8 protein-coding genes are annotated in these 14,811 nt (G+C 55.8%); 2 read left to right on the top strand and 6 right to left on the bottom strand.

Annotated features, from left to right (window positions below; translation table 11 throughout):
* Positions 1-1,912, bottom strand: a 1,912-nt coding sequence (locus D7X94_RS08505) for a CAP domain-containing protein (RefSeq protein WP_158590960.1), incomplete at its 3' end; no start/stop codon positions are given.
* A 449-nt stretch (positions 1,913-2,361) separates the two neighbouring features.
* On the opposite strand from D7X94_RS08505, the gene D7X94_RS08500 reads away from it, so the two are divergent.
* The gene (locus D7X94_RS08500; RefSeq protein WP_158590959.1) at positions 2,362-5,199 is read left to right on the top strand and encodes a glycoside hydrolase family 3 protein; all 2,838 of its coding nucleotides are present in this window, start codon (positions 2,362-2,364) and stop codon (positions 5,197-5,199) included.
* Positions 5,200-5,327: 128 nt separating this feature from the next.
* Positions 5,328-7,877, top strand: a complete 2,550-nt coding sequence (locus D7X94_RS08495; protein WP_120427298.1) for a glycoside hydrolase family 2 protein — start codon at positions 5,328-5,330, stop codon at positions 7,875-7,877.
* A 211-nt stretch (positions 7,878-8,088) separates the two neighbouring features.
* Here D7X94_RS08495 and D7X94_RS08490 read toward each other — a convergent pair whose 3' ends face one another.
* From D7X94_RS08490 to D7X94_RS08470, 5 genes are all read right to left on the bottom strand, one after another.
* Entirely contained in the window at positions 8,089-8,364 is a 276-nt protein-coding gene (locus D7X94_RS08490; RefSeq protein WP_120427297.1) for a hypothetical protein, read from the bottom strand.
* Positions 8,365-8,730: 366 nt separating this feature from the next.
* Positions 8,731-10,401 carry an extracellular solute-binding protein gene (locus D7X94_RS08485; protein WP_120427296.1) on the bottom strand — a complete coding sequence of 557 codons (1,671 nt, stop codon included), beginning with the start codon at positions 10,399-10,401 and terminating at the stop codon, positions 8,731-8,733.
* A 65-nt stretch (positions 10,402-10,466) separates the two neighbouring features.
* Positions 10,467-11,378, bottom strand: a complete 912-nt coding sequence (locus D7X94_RS08480) for a carbohydrate ABC transporter permease (RefSeq protein WP_199715050.1) — start codon at positions 11,376-11,378, stop codon at positions 10,467-10,469.
* 23 nt (positions 11,379-11,401) lie between these two features.
* Entirely contained in the window at positions 11,402-12,358 is a 957-nt protein-coding gene (locus D7X94_RS08475; protein ID WP_120427295.1) for an ABC transporter permease, read from the bottom strand.
* A gap of 272 nt (positions 12,359-12,630) precedes the next feature.
* The gene (locus D7X94_RS08470) at positions 12,631-14,796 is read right to left on the bottom strand and encodes a helix-turn-helix transcriptional regulator (protein ID WP_120427294.1); all 2,166 of its coding nucleotides are present in this window, start codon (positions 14,794-14,796) and stop codon (positions 12,631-12,633) included.
* Between the last annotated feature and the right edge of the window lie 15 nt (positions 14,797-14,811).

Below are 14,811 nucleotides of genomic sequence, written 5' to 3'. Positions count from 1 at the left end.
GGGTGCAGCCCTGGTCGGGAGAGAAGGTGGTGCTGCTGGTCCCGGCGGTGATCCCCTTCTCGATGGCCCAGATGATGGCGTTCACAAAGTCCTTGTTGGTGGGCATATCCTTAAAATTGGGCTTGGGCCCAGGGGTAGGTGTAGAGGTGGGCGTTGCCGTGGGTGTGGCGGTCGGGGTAGCTGTGGGGGTCGCCGTAGGCGTAGCGGTCGGGGTGGCTGTGGGTGTAGGAGAAGGCGTGGCCACAGCGTCCAGGTCACCGAACGCATTGTCCTCGGTTTGGATATTGGGGCCCGTGAAGAAGAGCTGCACCCAGTAGTAGCCGTAGCCGGAGTTGGTGCGGCACAGGCCGATGCCGATATTCTTGTAGCCGGAGCCCAGAATATTACCCCGGTGGCCGGGAGAATTCATCCAGCTCTCCATCACGGCCTGAGGAGAGCGCTGGCCCGCCGCGATATTCTCGCCAACGGCAAAATACCGGCCGGTGCCCACCTGATCAAAAATGGTGAAGCAGCTGCTTCCGTCGGGCCGGTCGTGGGAGAACTTCTCCACGATCTCCTTGGCGCGGATATTGGCCGCCTCGTTGAGCTTGCTGTTTGCGCCCAAAGCGGGAAGGCCCTGCTTTGCCCGCTCCTGGTTCACCAGCTCCAGCACGGCAACCTTCATCTTGGCCTCTTCCAGCTCCTCGGGGGTGAGGGGCTTGGGCGTGGCGGTGGGAGTGGGTGTAGCAGTGGGTGTAGCGGTAGGCGTTGCCGTAGGTGTAGCAGTCGGAGTCGCTGTGGGCGTTGCCGTAGGTGTAGCAGTGGGCTCAGCCTCTCCGGGCTTGATATCTCCATCCGTGCAGTGGATGGTAACATCTTTCACCGTGTCAACGCTGCTCGCCAACCCTTGCTGCTCCGTGTGGATCATTTTATCCCATTGTGCTCTGGTGCCATTGTAATAGATATCTTTCAGCGAAGAACAGTTCGTAAAGGCACGAGACAGATGACGGATGGTAGAGGGGAGGTAAACTGTGGTCAGCTTGGGACAAGATGAAAACATGCCGATAGCAGGCACCTCGCAGCCTTCCTTGAACGTAACTTTCGTCAGTTCCGAAGATTCCGCGAAACACATTACAAAACGCTGGGAAGGTGAGATACCCCAATCATGATCCTCGTACACAACAAGGTCTTTCATGCTACTGGGAATGGTCAGCTCCGTGAGCGGTTTTTTGGAGTCATCTTCGAAATCATAGCGCCATGCGCCTGTTACGCCCTCGGGAATTTCCACTACCCCGCCTGGACCGTTATAACGGTATACCCAACCGTTCTTATCAATCTGGAATTCAGGCCTCTCCTCTTGGAGCACGCCGTCCGCGCAGTGGATGGTGCTGTACTTATAAAAGTCTTTATAATCCAGCATATAAAATCCACCTAAATTCTCATCATACCCAGTAAGGTCAAGGTCAAGCGCTTGCCACTGAGCCATGGTGCCGCCATAATGAATTTCCATATCCACGCGTTTAAAAAAGGCGCTCCATCGAATGGAAGTCACGGAAGCGGGAATCGTGATTTTTTCAAATGATGCTGTCAAGCCGAAAAACGCAAGATCGCCAAGGGTTGTGACGCCCTCTTCCAGAACAACCTCTCTTACATTTACCTTTCCCGGTTCGTAAGTATCAGGGGTTGGACCCGAATAGGATATGAGCTTTACGGTTCCAGGAATCGTCAGGCGGGTAATTTCCTGTTTTTCCGCGAAAGCAAACATATCCACTTCGGTAGCAGTGCTGGGCACCACAACCTCCCCGCCAGGGCCGTTGTATGCGGTTAGCACGCCGTCCGTAATGACGAACTCCTCGCCCGCCGCGCTGGCAGAGAGGGGCACTGCGCCAAAGAGCAGGCACAGCGCCAGCAGAACTGATAGAACCTTTTTCAATTTCATGACCTCCTAATAATATTTTTTCCAACAGTCCCCCTTTGGGGCGGACATGGCGCCGCCCCGGGGTCCCGCCGGAAATATAAAAAGCGATGCCGAGTTTTTTTGCCCAGCACCGCCTTTGAACCGCGAACGCACAGCCTGTTATATCCCCTTGCAATTATAACGCAAAATGGGTATAATAAGCCCGTGGTGCAATTTGTAATTGCTGTGCTGAGTGCTGCTCCACTCGTACAGGGCGGCGGGGTGCTGGTAACACCCCGCTGCCTGCCGCAATTTATATTTCCATGCTCATTATAGTACCTTTGCCACCAAAAGGCAAGGTGTTTATCATAAAATTTCATTATTCTGTTGTATTTCCTTTTGGGTTCTGGTATGATAGTACAAGAATCGGGTGCGCTGTGAGTGTTTTTTCGTTTTTAACGCGGCGCCTGAAAGGAGACAACCTTATGCCAATCAATCCCCCTGTGTCAGAACGTGAGCTCCGCAACGCCAAAATTGCCTGCCATGCCGCCACCCAGGGCATGGTGTTGCTGAAAAACGACAACCAGGCCCTGCCCCTGGCGGCAGGAAAAATCGCCCTCTTTGGAAACGGCGCGGCCCGGACCATCCGGGGCGGCTCCGGCTCCGGGGACCCCTTTAACGGCGGGCTCTCCGGCGGCGGCGCGGCGGACGTGGACCAGTCCCCCCGCTACCACATCAACCTGCTGGACGCCTTCCAGGCCGGGGGCTATCAGGTGGTCAACAGCGGCCAGCTCCTTAGCTACGCGGAGAAGTACGACGCCAACCGCCGCTCCCAGAAGGATCTGGTGATGAGTGTGTTCGCTTATCCAGAAGAGGCGCTTACCGAGGCTCAGACTGTCCGGTATGCCCAGGAGACGGATACGGCTGTCTATGTGATCTCCCGGGGCTCCGGCGAGGGCAGCGACCGCTCTATGGTGCGCACAGTGAACGTAGACGGCGTGGACCACGAGGTAGGCGACTACCAGCTCTGCCAGACAGAAAAGGACAACCTGAAGCTGCTCCGGCAGACTTTTTCCAAGCTGATCCTGCTGCTGAATGTGGGTGGGCCTATTTCCGGGGGAGACATTCTGGAATGCGGCCCGGACGGCATTCTGCTGATGGGGCAGGCGGGCCAGGAGGGCGGCACGGCCACGGTGCAGGTGGTAAGCGGCCAAGTGAACCCGTCTGGCAAGCTGACGGCCACCTGGTGCAAAAACTATGAGGACTACCCTTCGGCGAAAGCGTTTCTGGCGGATCCGGATACCGCTCTGTACCCCGAGGGCGTCTATGTGGGCTACCGCTATTTCGATACATTCCAGGTGGAACCCGCCTTCCCCTTTGGCTTTGGCCTGAGCTATACCAGCTTCGCCCTTTCGGAGCTCTCCGCCGCCATTGAGGGGGAGACGCTGAATGTCACCGTGCGGGTCGCCAACACCGGGACCTGCGCCGGGCGGGAAGTGGTGCAGGTCTACGCCTCCGCGCCGGATTCCCAGCTTAATATGCCGGCCCAGATTCTGGCGGGATACAAAAAGACCGCCCTGCTGGCCCCCGGAGAGTCCGAGCTGGTGACAGTGCTCGTATCCCTGCGCCGCCTCGCCAGCTACAATGAGGAGCAGGAGGCCTACCAGCTGTTTCAGGGGGACTACCGGGTCAGTCTAGGGACCTCCTCCCGGAGCACCCTGCCTTTGTGCGTGGTGCGGGCGGGGGAGACCGTCACCGTGGAGCAGGTCCGCACCCAGCTGCCCCTGGACCGTGAATTGAAGGAACTGGCCCCCGGCGTGCCCAATCCCGTGGGGCCGGAGTGGTCCGGTGTGCCCGTGTTGCCTCTGCCCGCCATGACGAAAACGGTCTGGCAGGAGGAGTGCGCCAAAGAACCCGTGACCACCTACACCACCGACCCGGAATATCAGGCCGTTATGCCCTATGAGACCGTGGAGCGGGTGCCAGACGAGCCCGTCACCTTCCAGGACGTGCTGGCGGGAAAGGCCAAGATGGGCCAGCTTCTGGCGCGGCTCTCCCCGGAGCAGCTGGCGGACCTGTGCTGCGGCACGGGCTGGGGCGTCGCGGACGAAAACAGCCCCGTGGTGGGGGAGAGCTCCGAGTCTGTGCCCGGCGCGGCAGGGGAGACCACCCACCAGCTGGAGGAGCCCTTCGGCGTGCCCTCCATCGTGGTGGCGGACGGCCCGGCGGGTGTCCGGGTGACCCAGGCCTTTGAGGCAGAGGATCTGGTCTCCGGCGGAAAGCGGATGGTCTACCACTACTGCACCGCCTGGCCCGTGGGCACTTTGCTGGCCCAGAGCTTTGACCCAGAAGTGGTGGAAGAAGTGGGCCGGGGCATCTCTGAGGAGCTGAAGGAGCTGAACATCGCCGTGCTTCTGGGGCCTGGAATCAACATCCAGCGCAATCCCCTGTGCGGCCGGAACTTTGAGTACTACTCTGAGGACCCGCTGCTCACAGGTACGATCGCCGCCGCCATGGTCCGGGGCATTCAGGCCCTGCCGGGCGCGGGGGCCTGCATCAAGCACTATGCTGCCAACAACCAGGAGACCAACCGGAACACCGTGAACTCCGTGGTGGGCCAGCGGGCCCTGCGGGAGATCTACCTGGAGCCCTTCCGCATCGCCATTCGGGAGTCCGACCCCATGACCATCATGACCTCCTACAACCTGATCAACGGCGTCCCCAGCGCGGACAGCTACGACCTGTGTACCGGCGTGGCCCGGGGCGAGTGCGGCTTCCGGGGCCTGATCATGACAGACTGGAACGGCGGCAGCAGCACGCCCAGTATCTCCATGCACGCCGGAAACGATCTGATTATGCCTGGCGGAAAGTCCAAGATGCTGAACATTCTAAAGGCCGTCACTGTGGTGGAGCCCAAGTTTGACGAACGGGGCCAGGTTTTGATGGAGCGGGACGTGCCCTTCATTTCCGTGGGAACCCCCCGGTGGAACTCCTTTGAGCTGGATCCGGCGGGAAAAGACCAGATTGCGGCGAAAATCAGCGAGGGGCACAGCGCTGAGGTGAAGGATGGTCACATTTTTGTGGACGGCGAGCTACTGGTAAGCGGTATCCGGATGGACGCCGAGGGGATGAAGCAGCTCTTCACCACAGGCAAACCCATCTGGATTCCCGTTGGAACCGATGTGGCCGCCCTCTCTCCAGACGGAAAAGAGGTTCTGTATCGGGGCAATCTCCATACACAGCCCTCTCTCTGTCTGGGCGACGTGCAGAAAAGCGCTGCCGCAGTCTTGGGTGTGATCGCCCGGACTCTGGCAGAAACATGAGATACAGTTAATTCAGCTCAAAAGAATCCCTTTTGAGCTAGGCGGCATGGCCGCCGTCAAGAACCGGCTTTGCCGGTTCTTGAATTGATTTACTATAAGACCTCTTATGGGACATAAGGAGAATTTACGTGAAAAATATCAATCTGGCCGGCCCGTGGAAACTGCGGGCGGAGTTCCTGGATATTGGACCGGAGCGTTTTCAGGAAGTACTGGAAAGACCGGAGGGAGAGTTCACTGTCTATCATGGCAAAATGCCCAACGCGTTCCCGGCAAAGATCGGGTTCCTTACCGCACAAGTTCCTTGTGATGTGATTACCCCTCTGGTGGAGGCCGGGATCATCAAAGAGCCGCTTCTGGGAACCAATACCAAAGATTGCCTGTGGATCCGGGATTTTTCCTGGTGGTTTATCCGTACATTTCAGGTGGACGAGGACCTGCTGGGGGAAGAAATTGTCCGGCTGTATATTGAAATGCTGGATTTTAAGGCGGATATCATCATTAACGGCAGGCCGGCGGGGCACCATACCAATACATTCTGCCCCTTTTGCGAGGATGTCAAGCGGTTCTTGAAGCCGGGCGAGAATACGATCCTCATCCGCTTAACCTCCGGTATGGAGGAGCATTACCCCAAGGACAGCATCTCGTTTTACTGCGCCAGCGAACATGCTATCTGCGACCAGCGGGTCTACACCCGCAAGCCGCAATTTACTTATGGCTGGGACTGGTGTCAGCCGGTGCCCACCTGCGGTATTGGCCGGGACATTCATATTGAGGCATTTACCGGAGCGAGAGTTTCCGCCAGCAGAGTGGACACTCTTGCTTTAGCTGAGAACCGGGCAGAGGTGAATTTTGTCTTTGAACTGGAGACGTCTAATATGTGCGCCTCCCAGGAGGTTTTCCTGGAGTATGAGCTATGGGATGGAGATGAGGCAGTGTATTCCGCCCGCAAGGCGTTGCTGCTCACCGGCGGTGCCAACTTCTTCCAAGAGGCGGCGATTCTGGAGAATCCTAAGCTCTGGTGGCCCAATGGCTATGGAGAGCAGCATCTGTACACTCTGAAAGCCCGGTGTACTTGCGAGGGGCGGTCGATTCAGGCCAAGGATAAGCGGGTCGGCCTGCGTACCATCGAAATCGATCATTCCAAGCTGGCCGACGGTACCAGGAATTTCTTCTTCCAGGTGAACGGCGTGCGGGTGTTCTGTAAGGGCGGAAACTGGGTGCCCACGGATTCAGTTTACCTGCGCACGCCGGAATCCAGCTATCGGGTTTTGGTGGATGAGGCCAAAGCAGCCGGCTTTACCATGCTGCGCATGTGGGGCGGCGGCACCTACGAGCCGGACTGCTTTTATGAGTTCTGCTCAGAGAACGGCATTCTGCTCATGCACGACTTTATGTATGCCTGCGGATATTATCCGGATCTGGAGCCGGCGTTCATACTGGAAGCCCAGCGGGAGGCGGACTATCAGACCAAGCGGCTGGCCCACTACCCCTGCATGGCCGTGTGGACCGGCAACAACGAGATCGCCGAGTCCTATACCGACTGGTTCCCGGAGCCCATCAGACTGGACCGTTTCTACGGCGAAAAGATTTTTAACTACATTCAGCCGGAGGCCGTGCACAAAAACAGTCCCCTGATTCCCTACATGCCATCATCTCCCTATTTTGGCACCAGGGCCAACCAGGTGGACGACGGTGATGTGCATGCCTGGACCTACCTTGGCAGGAACCCGGAGACGAAATTTAAGTTCCAGTATGAGCTGGAGGCTTTTGATCGTATGCCCGCCCGGTTCTCCAGCGAGTACGGTTTCTTTGGGGCTCAGATGGAGAGTACGGTCCGGCGCTACCACGATGGTCAGGAGATGGCCCGGGGCGGGGAGATCTGGAACCACCACGGAGAATTTGAGCGTAAGCGAAACGCCATCGACGGCGCCATTGACCGCCATCTTACGAATTTTTCCCAGCTGGATACCCAGGGCTATCTGCTCTACAGCGGCATCATGCAGGGCTGCCTGTACGCCGAAATGGCCGAGGCCATGCGCCAGAAGTCCTATGGCGCGGGGGACCTGATCTGGATGTACAACGACTGTTGGCCGGAAACAGGCTGGACCATCATCGACTACTACCTGACCCGGAAGATCTCTTTCTACTTCCTCAAGCGGGCCTTCGCCCCCAGAAAGCTGATTATCCGCCAGAGCGGGGAGGGGGCGCTGGTCACGGTGATCAATGAGACCCCGGAGCCCCTCACGCTGGAGCTGCGCTGCGGGTACATGAGCTTTGCCGGGGAGGTCTCCGGCGCGGTCTCCAAAACGGTGGAGGCCGGCGGCCATTCCTGGCAGCAGTTCTCAGTGGAGCTGAGCGGCGATCTAAAAACCGGTTTCTACTTCGCTTCTGCAGAGGGATTTGACACTGCGGACAGCCTGCGGGCCTATTACCGAGATTATAAGTTCCCCCAGGCGGGGCTGAAAATCGAAAAGACCTGGCAGGAGGGAAAAGACTTGCTCGTTACAGTTTCCGCAACTGGTTACACACCGGTGGCCTATCTGCGTGTGCCGGACGACCGGGTTCACTATAGCGATAACTATTTCAAGCTCTATCCAGGCGAGACAAAGACTATCCGTCAGGAAGGCTGCACGGAACTGCCTCAGCTTCTGGCGGCAGAGATGACTCCCAACGTCTGAGAGAAAAAGGCGAAAAAGGAATCCAGCGGCAGCATGCAAGGCAGCTAATATTTTTGTAAAAAGACTGCTGATATAGAAAAACAATAAAAAAGCCAGCCGGATCAGTTACAATAACTGACTCGACTGGCTTTTTTATCAGGGGAAAGCGCTCTCCCTGTCAGATATGGTGATGCTCTCAAATGGCAACACATGCTGTGGGAAAACCGGAACTTTATTGGGCGGGATTCTGGACTGGAACGCCGTTCACAGGCAAGGCTTGACCGCTTTGGGAGTTCCAGGAGGAGCCGGGAACTCCGCCTATGTTGGAGGAGGGCAAAATAGAGTAGACAAGATAGGCTCCGCCCAAAAAGAGAATTTCCACCCAGAGAATGAGGATCATCAGCACGACAAGGATGGTGCGCACCACGCCCAAACGAGGGGGAGGCGGCTGCCGGGAGAAGGGAGGGGCAGAGGAAAGAGGCTCATTCTTTTGGGGTTCAGTGTACATGAGAGGCACTTCCTATCAGAGAGATTTTCGCGGAATTTCGTGGCCAAATTCTGAGGGATGGATTCTTGCTGCAAACTTTCTATGCCCACTTCGTGGATGAGGAAAACTCCGAATGCATATTCTGCATATATTATAGTATAAATCTGCTTGGAGAAGTCCGGTGCTTTTCCGCAGGAAAAGAGAGATGCTTCGCATCTCAGGGCTTCTCCTAATGTATGCTTTGCATACATTATAGCACAAAAGCGCGAAATTTGCAACGGTGTTTTCCGCATAGATCGAAATCCGGATCCTCTAAAAAGAAGGGCCGGCGGCCGCAAGTCTGCGGTTGCCGGTCCTTTGAAATTGCCTTATACAGCGATTGGAAACTTAGCGGGCCAGATAGCGGTCGTAGGCGGCCTGGGTGATCTCAATGGCCCGCTGCACGCCGTGCTGCTCCAGCTCGGCCACGTAGGAATCCCAGTTCTGCTCAATGTCCAGAGCGCCGCTGATGAATTTGGCGGTGTTCTCCTTCACGCAGGTGCTGATATCAGCATACAAAGCCGCACGCTCGGTGGACTCTTCCTGGGTCAGGGAGATGCTGGGCAGACGCCAGTCGTCTTTGGCGTTGGTGGTCCAAACGGTGTAGCAGGTCTGATCCTTCTCAGGCACGCCGCCCAGTTCCCGGGTCCAGTCGGACCAGTTGGCAACGCCAGCGGAGGGGCACAGGTAGCTGTCCATGGTTTGGGCCAGGGTCCAGCCATTCTCATTGTTGGTAATCTTCTCAGTATAGACGGGCTTGCCGCCTTCAAAATTGAAGGTATCTCCCTCGCGGCCGTAGTTGGCCAGCAAGGCGCCTTCCTCGGTGAACAGGTAGTCCAGCCACTTCATGGCAACTTCCCAGTTCTCGCATTCAGCGGAGATGGCGGTGTTGCCGGAGGTATAAGAGTCGCGCAGGCGGATATGAAGCTCGTCGCCGGCGTTCTTCACGGGAGGATTGATGGGAGCCCAGTTCATGTTCTTGTCCTCAGAGGACTCCTCGTACAGGGAGGGCATGGTGTACACGGCGGGGATAGCTCCGGTTTTGCCGGTGACCACCGTGGCCATGTCGGCGGTGCGCTGATCGGTGGACATGAAGTCGGGGTCGATAAGCTTTTCCTCATACCACTGATGCATGATGGTTACATACTCTTTCCATGCCTCGTTGTAGGGGCCGTAGGTAACCTTGCCGTCGGCGTTCAGCTGCCAGCCGTTGAGCACGCCTAGGCCGGCGGACATCATGCCGAACTCGCCGTCACTACCGCTGAAGTTCAGGGTTAGGGGAGCGGTAGCGCCCTTATCGTCTTTGAACGCGGTGAGCACGTCATGCCACTGGTCGTAGGTCTGGGGAGTATCCAGCTTCAAGTCGTCCAGCCAGTCCTGGCGGATCCACAGACCCAGCCAGGGACCTTGCTTGGTCTGGCGCAGCTCATAGACAGCGCCCAGGCGGCCAGAGTCGGTGGTGGAAAGGAGCTCATAGTTGATATCAGACTTCCGGATGGCCTGATAGTTGGGCATGTACTCATCCACCTTGTCGGTCAGGTCCATAAAATAGCCGTCGTCAATGGCGGCATCCACACCCTCAGAGTAGTAGGAAGCGCCATAGCAGATCAGGTCGGGGAGGGTGCCGGAGGCGATCATCAGATTGAAGTTGGTCTGGTAGTCCGCAGAGGATACCATCTCAAAGTCCAGATGCACACCGGTGCGCTTTTCCATCTCCTGATAGAACTCGTTATCATTGTAGTCGGTGGTGACGATGGCAGCGTTGGTGCTGGCAGAGACGAAATAGCTCAGCGTGGTGGGCTCGTCAACGATAGGCAAGGTAAACTCGCCGGTGGGGGCGGCCTCTCCGCCGGACTCGGTGCTGGCCTCGGAAGATTCCTCAGAGCCGGATTCCTCCGTCTGGCTGGAGCTGCTCTCAGAGCCGGATTCGGAGCCGGAATCGGAATTCCCGCAGGCCCCAAGGGCCAGCACCAGAGCCAGGCTCAGCAGAAGAGCAATGATTTTTTTCAGGCTTTTCATGTTGGTTTTCCTCCTAGAGAAATTTTGTATCTGCAAAAGCAACAATGGCTGTTTGCACAAAGCCGTTATCCCTTAATGGCGCCGATCATCACGCCGGATTCAAAATATTTCTGGACAAAGGGATAGAAAATAAACATGGGCACGGTGGATACCACGATGGTGCAGTACTTTACTAACTGCTTGTAGAGCACTGCGTCGGCGGAATCTCCTGAAGAGGAGAGCACGCTGATGTCGATGTTGGAGTTGCTGTTGTTGGTGGTCACCAGAATCTCCTTGAGTACCAGCTGCAGGGGGTACTTGCTGGTGGTGCGCAGGTAGATCATGGCGCTGAACCAGGAGTTCCAGTTGCCGATGATGTAGTAGAGGATCACGGTGGCCAGGGTGGCCTTGATCAGAGGCAGCATAATCTGGAACAGAATGGTGAACCGGCCCGCACCGTCCAACATGGCGGATTCCTCCAGGCTGTCCGGCACGTTCTGCAGGGCCGTGCGAACCAAAATTAAGTAGAAAGCGCTCATGCAGTTGGGCAAAATCAATGCCCAGCGGCTGTCAAACAGGCCCAGATTCTGGGTGACAAGGATGTATAGAGGCACAATGCCGCCGGAAAACAGCATTGTAAATGAGATCAGAAACATGATGGGATTGGCCCAGAGAAAATCTTTGCGGGAGAGGGCGTAGGCCGCCATCACCGTGAGGAACATGCCCAGGGCGGTGTTGCCGAACACATAAATCAGAGTATTCAGATAGCCGGTCCAGATACGGCTGTCATGGAATACCAGCTTATAGCCGTTGACATTGAATTTTTCTATCTTCCAGATCAAGCCTGTCTGGTTCATCACCCAGCCCGCGTCGGAAAAGGAGGCGCAGATTACATGCCATACCGGAAGGATACACACCACGATAATCAGGGCGAAAAACAGGCAGTTGATTCCGTCAAAGATTCTGCTTCCCGCAGATTTGTTTTTTACCATAGCCATTGCGGCAGTTCTCCTTTCTTCAGTTAGAATAAACCGGACTCCGTATATTTCTTGCTGAAGGCGTTGGCAAACAGCAGCAGAATGAAGTTAATCACCGAGTTGAACAGGGAAACTGCGGTGGAGTAACCATAGTTAGCCTCCTGCAGGCCTTTGCGGTACACAAAGCTGGAGAGAATATCCGCCGTTTCGTATACCTGGGGGTTGTAGAGCAGGATCGTCTTTTCATAGCCAACAGAAAGCATCTGGCCTACCCGCAGGATAAGCATAATCATGATGGTGTCGATGATCCCCGGAATGGTGACCCGCAGGATCCTTTGCAGGCGATTGGCACCGTCAATTTCCGCAGCCTCATAGAGGGTTTGGTCGATGCTTGAGAGGGCCGCCACATAAATGATGGAGTCAAAGCCCAAGTTCTTCCACAGGTCAGAAACCACATAGATAGTCCGCCAGTTGGAGGGGTTGCCCAAAAGGTTATCGTAATTGCCGGTGATACTACCGATAAACGAGGTAATGGCACCGTCGGTGGAGCAGAAATCAATAATAATGCCCGCCACAACTACCATGGAGATAAAGTAGGGCATATAAGAGATCGTCTGGATAGTCTTGCGGTAGCGTTTGCTGCGCAGCTCATTGAGCAGAAGAGCGAAGAGGATGGTCAGAGGGAACTCAATGCCGATCTGCAGCAGGCTTAGAATCAGTGTGTTGCGGATGGTCCGTCCGGCGAAGGCGGAGCCAAAGAAATCCGCAAAATTCTCCATGCCTACAAAGGGGGAGTCGAAAAATCCCAGCTTTGGCTTAAAGTTCTCGAAGGCCATCAAAAGGCCGCCCATGGGGATGTAGTGGAAGATAATGTAGAAGGCCACGGCAGGCAGCACCATGACGAAGAGAGGCCAGTTCTTTTTGAAGTCCCTCTTGATGTTGGGCCATGTGAACTTGCGCGATTTGCGCAGCGGCTCAGATGCAATAGTGGAGTTTTGCATAACACCTTTCCTTTCCTGCTGTTTCGCTGGGCCAAAGCGCCGGTATACCGGCACCGCGCTCTGGGAACAGCTGTAAATTTTGATTCTATATTAACAAGATGTTTCTAAACTGTAAAGTGCCAGATTTTTGTATGAGGATCCGCGCAAATTTTGGTATTCTTCCGGTAAAGGTGCATTTTTTTGCGGGATTTCCAGGTCTGTGCGCAAAAAAAGAGAATGGCAGGGAGCGCTTTTCCAAACACTCCCTGCCATTCTTGGTCATAATAAATTCTTCAAGAAATTCCAGCGCTTTTTGCGTACTGTCCTGGCGTGATTCCCTCATATCGCTTAAAGGCTCGAATCAGGGACCTGGGGTCCACATAGCCGGTACGCTCTGCGGTCTCGCGAACGCTTAGGCCTTCGGTCAATAATGTTTTGGCGGTTTCCAGCCGGACCGCATGGAGCTCATCCAGTAGACCGCCTCCTGTGGCCGCCTTGTACTGGTGGCTCAGGGTGGACAGGTTCATGCCCAGATAGTCAGCGATCATGCTGGCGTTCAGGGCCGGGTTTTGATAATTGGCACGGATATAGTCCCTCACTTTGCTGGTCAGTTCTTTTTTGATTTGAGAGAGTTCCGATTGGGCCCCCCCTTCCCAGGAAATGCCGTTGAACAGGGAGAGAAGATCCTCCTCCATTTCCCGGGCGGTTGTTTCATATCCTTGGAATCGTCCGCTCCTGGTGGTACCGTCCAAAACATAGGGGAGAAGGATTTCCACAACATCCCCATACCGCCGCCGGAGTTTTTCCACCGACAGGCTCCTGTCGGAAAGATCCTCTTGGAGGATCTTTCGTAAACAACTCTCTGCCCGCAGTTTTTTCCCAGCTGCCAGGTACTCTGTCAAAGCCTTCTGCCGTGAGAGGAACTCCCGATAAGAAGCGAAATCCTGGTTTTCCGGCAAACCATTGACCGGGCAGACTCCCCGATCCCGACTGTGCCCCCAGAAATTGTCATGACGCAGAGCCTGGTAAACAGTCGCCCATGCCTGAGGCGCATCCTCCAGATGGGTGCAGGTGTCGCTTATGTAACAGACCAGCCCCATGGAAAGAGAATGTTCCGCCGCAAAATGAATCTGGACCGCTTCCTCATAGGTCAGGGCTTTCTGAACCAGTACTGCGGCGCACTGACGGAACTGCAGGCTGACGCCCCCGCTTTTGTCCAACAGGATCTCATCTAGGCATTCCCGCAGCCGCCGGAACACTGCCTCCTGAGAAGTTGTTTTTTCCGCCGGGGCAAAGGCCAGAAGCTGATAGGGCTGGCCTTCCTCCAGATATTGGGACAGGCCGGAAGAACTGGTTTGAAGGCCCAGCAGATACTGCACCAAGGCGGCGCTTCTGGCCTGTTGGGCAGATTGTTCCATCTGTGTTTCCAGGCTGGCTTTCTCTTGGGCAAAGCTCACCAAAGCGGATTCCAGCTCCGCAATGGACCGATACTCCGCCTGAGAGAAGCCTGGCTCCATAAAGGGCAGAATATTTTTAATCGGACGGTAGGTGCGCCTGCTCCAGAAAACCGCCAAAAGCACGCTTACGCCGAAGATTACAGCCACTTCCACCACCAGCTGGAACCAGATAATCCGCAGTTCCTGGTAATAGGCGTCCCGCCGGGTGAGAAAGCCATAGCGGACGCCGCTTAAACTGGAGTGATACTGGGAGTAGACATACCGCTGGCCCTCCAGATCCAGCTCCCCCTGGTCCGCTTTGCTTTGAGCGATGAAATCACAGGCGGCCGGAGCGCGGCTGCCGCCGCAGATCAGTTTATAGGCTTCATCAGTGACAAATGCTTCGAAGTCCGCTGTGTTCCAGGGAGAGAGGGTTCTATCCAGCTGCATGATGATTCCTGTACAGAAAAGAAATTCCCGGCTTCGTGAGTCATATTGGCTGCGTAGAACCAGAATCCAGCCGCCCCCATCCTTTTTATAAATGGTGGTGATATGTTCCGAGGAACTGCCGCCATCCAGTACCGGATAGAAGCTACTTGGGTCCAGCTGCAGGTCCCAGGGAAATAGATCTGTCGCCTGGGGATGGTAGGTCCGCCGGTCCGTAACCAAAAAACCGCTGCGGGCGAAATAGCAGAATCCCCGGTAAAATCCGGCGTTTTGACTGGTCGCCGCAGCGAGGCTTCCGCTCAGTTCACATAGGTCGAAAAGCTCCTCTGCATGCAGCGTGGTTTTTTCTGCCAGTCGGGAGGCCAGGGCGTTTCTGGAAAAGAGAGAGATAAGACTGGCCGCGTTTCCCAGGTTTTTATCGATTTCCTGTCGGACTGCCTGTATGGAACTCTCCTGGTTTTCCATGATAGATTCCTGCATCCGATGTTCCAGCCCGCCGATGGTAACCAGGGACAGCAGTAGCGGCACAAGGCACACGCATAGATAGGAAGCAAGGAACCTTCTGTATATTTTCATCTGTCCGCCTCCTTT

This window comes from Acutalibacter sp. 1XD8-33, assembly GCF_003612555.1.
GTDB lineage: Bacteria > Bacillota > Clostridia > Oscillospirales > Acutalibacteraceae > Acutalibacter.
Note: the sequence above shows the minus strand (reverse complement) of the source record. Positions and strands in the feature narration are given on the sequence as shown.

Coding starts and splice junctions, on each gene's coding strand:
- D7X94_RS08500 (WP_158590959.1), top strand. CDS start 2,362: ATGCCAATCAATCCCCCTGTGTCAGAACGTGAGCTCCGCAACGCCAAA.
- D7X94_RS08490 (WP_120427297.1), bottom strand. CDS start 8,364: ATGTACACTGAACCCCAAAAGAATGAGCCTCTTTCCTCTGCCCCTCCC.
- D7X94_RS08485 (WP_120427296.1), bottom strand. CDS start 10,401: ATGAAAAGCCTGAAAAAAATCATTGCTCTTCTGCTGAGCCTGGCTCTG.
- D7X94_RS08480 (WP_199715050.1), bottom strand. CDS start 11,378: ATGGCTATGGTAAAAAACAAATCTGCGGGAAGCAGAATCTTTGACGGA.
- D7X94_RS08475 (WP_120427295.1), bottom strand. CDS start 12,358: ATGCAAAACTCCACTATTGCATCTGAGCCGCTGCGCAAATCGCGCAAG.
- D7X94_RS08470 (WP_120427294.1), bottom strand. CDS start 14,796: ATGAAAATATACAGAAGGTTCCTTGCTTCCTATCTATGCGTGTGCCTT.